The 4746-nt window shown below is 68.8% G+C and carries 6 protein-coding genes; 3 read left to right on the plus strand and 3 right to left on the minus strand.

All coding sequences use genetic code 11. The features are described 5' to 3' along the window. Positions 1 to 1635, plus strand: a 1635-nt coding sequence (locus Q0716_RS09840; protein ID WP_299022720.1) for a molybdopterin dinucleotide binding domain-containing protein, incomplete at its 5' end; no start/stop codon positions are given. A 15-nt stretch (positions 1636 to 1650) separates the two neighbouring features. Here Q0716_RS09840 and Q0716_RS09845 read toward each other — a convergent pair. The 3 genes from Q0716_RS09845 to Q0716_RS09855 all read right to left on the minus strand — a co-directional run bounded on the left by Q0716_RS09845 (position 1651) and on the right by Q0716_RS09855 (position 2686). Further along, positions 1651 to 1908, minus strand: coding sequence for an acyl-CoA-binding protein (locus Q0716_RS09845; protein WP_058615462.1), 258 nt, complete (start codon positions 1906 to 1908; stop codon positions 1651 to 1653). 55 nt (positions 1909 to 1963) lie between these two features. Then, positions 1964 to 2428, minus strand: coding sequence for a helix-hairpin-helix domain-containing protein (locus Q0716_RS09850; RefSeq protein ID WP_299022726.1), 465 nt, complete (start codon positions 2426 to 2428; stop codon positions 1964 to 1966). A gap of 120 nt (positions 2429 to 2548) precedes the next feature. Then, on the minus strand, positions 2549 to 2686 hold the full coding sequence (locus Q0716_RS09855) for a hypothetical protein (RefSeq protein ID WP_299022729.1): 138 nt from the start codon (positions 2684 to 2686) through the stop codon (positions 2549 to 2551). A gap of 38 nt (positions 2687 to 2724) precedes the next feature. Here Q0716_RS09855 and rfbB point away from each other — a divergent pair, with 38 nt between their 5' ends. Both rfbB and rfbD read left to right on the plus strand, forming a co-directional pair. Beyond that, positions 2725 to 3831, plus strand: coding sequence for a dTDP-glucose 4,6-dehydratase (gene rfbB, locus Q0716_RS09860; RefSeq protein ID WP_299022732.1), 1107 nt, complete (start codon positions 2725 to 2727; stop codon positions 3829 to 3831). Continuing rightward, a partial coding sequence (rfbD, locus tag Q0716_RS09865; RefSeq protein ID WP_299022734.1) for a dTDP-4-dehydrorhamnose reductase occupies positions 3828 to 4746 on the plus strand: 919 nt, incomplete at its 3' end. The genes rfbB and rfbD, both read left to right, overlap by 4 nt.

Genomic DNA, 4746 nt, shown 5'->3' on the forward strand with positions numbered 1-4746 from the left:
GCTGGCGCGGCGGCGCTGGAGGCCACGATCGGCGCCAAGGTTGGCATGCGCGTGGAGCATTTCGCCGACAGCCGCCTGATCCTCATTTGGGGCAGCAACAGCGTGGGCAGCAACCTGCACTTCTGGCGCTACGCGCAGCAGGCCAAGCGTGCGGGGGCGCGGCTGGTGTGCATCGACCCGCGGCGCAGCGAAACTGCCGACAAGTGCCACGACCACCTGGCCCTGCTACCGGGCACGGACGCCGCGCTGGCCTACGCGCTGATGCACGAGTGCATCGTGCACGGTTGGGTGGACGAGGACTACGTGCAGCACCACACGCTCGGCTGGCCTGCGCTGCGCGAGCGCGCCTTGCAATGGCCGCCGGCGCGCGCGGCGGCTGTTTGCGGTCTGCCCGTGGCGCAAATCCAAGCGTTGGCGCAGCACATTGGCGCGTGTGTGCAGCAGCGCCAGCCCGTCGCCATCCGGCTCAACTACGGCATGCAGCGCACGCGCGGTGGCGGCAACGCGGTGCGTGCCATCGCCTGCTTGCCCGCAGTCATCGGCGCGTGGCGTTACCGGGCAGGGGGGGTGCTGTTGTCCAGCTCGGGTTGGTACCCCGTGCAACGCGACGCGCTACAGCGCCCCGATTTGCTGCTGCGCAGTCCGTGCCCGCAGCCGCGCACGCTCAACATGAGCACGCTGGGGCAGCTCCTGTGCCATCCCGGCGACGCCCACTTCGGCCCGCCGGTGCAAGCGCTCGTCGTTTACAACAGCAACCCGGCGGCGGTCGCCCCGCAATCGGGCGAAGTGGTGCGCGGGCTGGCGCGCAAGGATCTGTTCACCGTGGTGCTCGAGCAATTCCTGACCGACGCCGCCGATACCGCCGACTACGTGCTGCCCGCGACCACGCAGCTCGAGCACTGGGACATCCACCTCAGCTACGGCCACACCGACGTGCTGCTCAATCGGCCCGCGATCGAACCCTTGGGTTTGGCGCGGCCCAATACCTGGGTGTTTCGGCAGCTCGCGCAGCGTCTCGGGTTCGATGAACCCTGCTTTGCCGATGACGACCTCGCGTTGTGCCGCCAGGCGTTTGGTGACGCGATCGATTTCGACGCGTTGCTGGGTCGGGGCTGGGTGTCGTTGCCGGTGCCCGACGCCCCGTTTGCCGACGGGGGCTTTCCCACCCCATCGGGTCGGTGCGAATTCGCGAGCGATCGCTTGGCAGCGCTCGGGCTGGACCCGCTGCCTGAGGTACTGCCCAACCACGAGCCCGCCGGTGCCGATCCACGCTACCCCCTGGCGATGATCTCGCCGCCGGCGCGGCACTTCCTCAACTCGACCTTCGTCAACGTCGTCTCACTGCGCGATGCCGAGGGCGAGCCGTTGCTGGACATCCACCCCGACGACGCCGCTGCGCGTGGCATCGCCGACGGTGACTGGGTGGAGGCGTTCAACGACCGGGGTTGCTGCCGCCTGCGCGCCCGGGTCGGCACACGCACCCGTCCCGGGGTGGTGGTGGGGCTGGGCATTTGGTGGCGCAAACTCAGCCCCAGTGGCACCAACGTCAACGAACTGACCAGCCAGGCACTCACCGATCTGGGCCGCGCGCCCACGTTCTACGACTGCGCCGTCGACGTGCGGCGCGTCGATTGAGGCACCAGCGCGCCGTCAGGCCAGCGAATCGACCAGTGCTGCGTAGCGCTGCATCGCGTCCTCGCGCGCCACGCCCTTGAGCTTGTTCCAGGCGTCCCACTTGGCGCGCGCCACCACATCGGTCAGGCTGGGCTTCGGGGTCGTGTTGTCCCCTTCCGTCGCCTGCTTGTACAGCGCGTACAGTTGCAGCAGGGTGTTGTTGTCGGGGCGCTGGGTCAGGGTTTTGACGCGTTGCAGCGCGGTGTCGAAGGCAGCTTGGGTTGGGTTATCCATACTGCAATGATACGAACGTTCGTTCGAATATTCAACTGCTGCCCGCTGGCGGCCATCAGCGCGCAGGAGCCGACAGACCTGGGATCGGGGGATAGGCCGGCGCAGGCGGGGGCGCGTCGGAACGGGTGCCGTCCCGACGCGGTGGGGCAGGGGCGCCCACCCCGGCGGGTGCGGGTGCCGCGCCTTTGCCCGGCGCCGAATCTCTCCCTCGCGCGAGCTCGCTGCCCCAGCTCGTGCCGTTGACGCGCAAGCCCTGCACCGATAGCGCCTCGGCCCTCTTCGGCCCCAGGCCGGACACCCGGGCTTGCAGATCGGCCCAATCGCGAAACGGCTGCTGCTGGCGCGCATGCACGATGCGCTCGGCCATGACGGGTCCCACGCCTTTGAGCGTCTGCAACTGCGCAGCGGTGGCCGTGTTGGCCTCCAGCCATGCGGCCCAAAGGGGCGTTGGTAGGGCCGCGCAAGCCGACAAACACCACCACCCGAAGAGCGCCGCCACCCGTTGGGTGGTATGGCGCATCCGTCTTCTCATCCAAGACTTCACCCCGAGTCCCACCCTTCCTCCTTGGTTGTCGTGCAGCCAAAGCCGCGATCGGGCCTGGTGCTGCCGCGCCTTGTCTGGCCGCGCGATGTTTCCTCCCTACGGGCGCAGCAGTTCCTCCAGCGTCTGCGCCGAGAGGATCTTCTCCAGGCAACGCTCCAGCTGCTCGTCGCTGGCAGTGGTGGGGTCGATGGTAGCGTTGAGCCTGCTGCGGCGCAACCAGCTGCCCAAGCGCACGCGCTACACTCCGCGCCGATCAGTCTCAGGACCCGACCATGACCATCCTCGTCACCGGCGGCGCTGGCTTCATTGGCAGCAATTTCGTGCTCGACTGGCTGCGTCTGCACGACGAACCCGTCGTCAATCTGGACAAACTCACTTACGCGGGCAACCGCGAAAACCTCGCCAGCCTGGAGGGGGATGCACGGCACCATTTCGTGCACGGCGACATTGGCGACCGTGCGTTGGTCGAGCGCCTGCTGGCCGAGCACCGGCCGCGCGCGGTGCTGCACTTTGCGGCTGAAAGCCACGTCGACCGCTCCATCCACGGACCCGAGGACTTTATTCAGACCAACGTCGTGGGCACCTTTCGCCTGTTGGAGGCGGTGCGCGCGTACTGGACGGCACTACCGGCGGCAGAGCAGGCGGCGTTTCGCTTCCTGCACGTGAGCACCGACGAGGTATTCGGCTCACTCGGCCCGCACGACCCACCGTTTGCCGAAACCCACCGCTACGAGCCCAACAGCCCGTATTCGGCGAGCAAAGCCGCCAGCGACCATCTGGTGCACGCCTGGCACCACACCTACGGGCTGCCGGTGATCACCACCAACTGCTCCAACAACTACGGGCCCTACCACTTCCCGGAAAAGCTCATTCCGCTCATGATCGTCAACGCCCTGGCGGGCAAGCCGCTGCCCGTCTATGGCGACGGCCAGCAAGTGCGCGACTGGCTCTACGTTGGCGACCACTGCGCGGCCATCCGGCGCGTGCTGCAGGCCGGCCGCGTGGGCGAGACGTACAACATCGGCGGTCACAACGAGCGCACCAACCTCGACGTGGTGCGCACGATCTGCCGACTGCTCGATGCGCTCGCGCCCGCCCCGGCGCGCGGCGTGTGCGATGTGCGCAGCGGTGCGCCCGTGCAGCGCTATGAGCAACTCATCACCTTCGTGACCGACCGCCCCGGGCACGACCGCCGCTACGCCATGGACGCGCGCAAAATCGAGCGCGAATTGGACTGGCGCCCGGCCGAAACCTTCGACAGCGGCCTGCGCAAGACCGTCCAGTGGTACCTGGACCATCCCGACTGGGTGCAGCGCGTGCAAAGCGGCGCCTATCGAGCATGGGTGCAGCGGCAGTACGGCCAGGAAGCGTTGGCATGACGGCCCCCGTCATCCTGCTGTTGGGCAAAGACGGCCAGGTCGGCTGGGAGCTGCAGCGCAGCCTGGGGGTCATCGGTGACGTCGTGGCGCTGGGACGCGAGGGCGCGAGCGTACCCGGGATCGATGCGCCGCTGTGTGGGGACTTGACCGACCTCGACGGTATATCCCGGACCGTCCAGGCATTGCGGCCGGCGGTCATCGTCAACGCGGCGGCCTACACCGCCGTGGACCAGGCCGAGGCCGAGCCGGCGCGTGCCCAACGCCTCAACGCCGAGGCGCCAGGCGTACTGGCCCGGGCCGCTGCGGCCTGTGGCGCGTGGCTCGTGCACTACAGCACCGACTATGTGTTCGACGGCAGCGGCGACCGGCCGTGGCGCGAGGACGACGCGCCCGCCCCGCTCAACGTCTATGGCCACACCAAATGGGCAGGCGAGCAGGCCATTCGCGCCAGCGGCTGCCGCCACCTCATCCTGCGCACGCAATGGGTGTTTGGCGTGCGGGGCGGTAATTTCGCCCGCACCATGCTGCGCCTGGCGCTCACGCGCGAGCGACTGACGGTGGTGGCCGACCAGATGGGTGCGCCCACGGGGGCTGACCTGATCGCCGACGTCACCGTCCACGCGCTGCACCACGCGCTGGCCACGGGGCAGGGCAGCGGCACCTACCACCTGGCAGCGGCTGGGGTCACGTCGTGGCACGGCTACGCGTGCGTGCTGATCGAAGAGGCCCGGCGGCGCTGGCCCGACGCGCCGTGGCGCGTGCAGGCCATCGACCCGATTCCGAGCAGCGCCTACCCCACACCGGCCCAGCGTCCACGCAACAGTCGGCTCGATACCACACGCTTGCGCCAGACGTTCGGCCTGCACCTGCCGCCGTGGGAGTCCGGCGTGCGGCGTTGGGTGTCGTCTGTTTGCG

Origin of the sequence: uncultured Tepidimonas sp. (assembly GCF_938045175.1) — a bacterium.
Lineage (GTDB): Bacteria > Pseudomonadota > Gammaproteobacteria > Burkholderiales > Burkholderiaceae_C > Tepidimonas.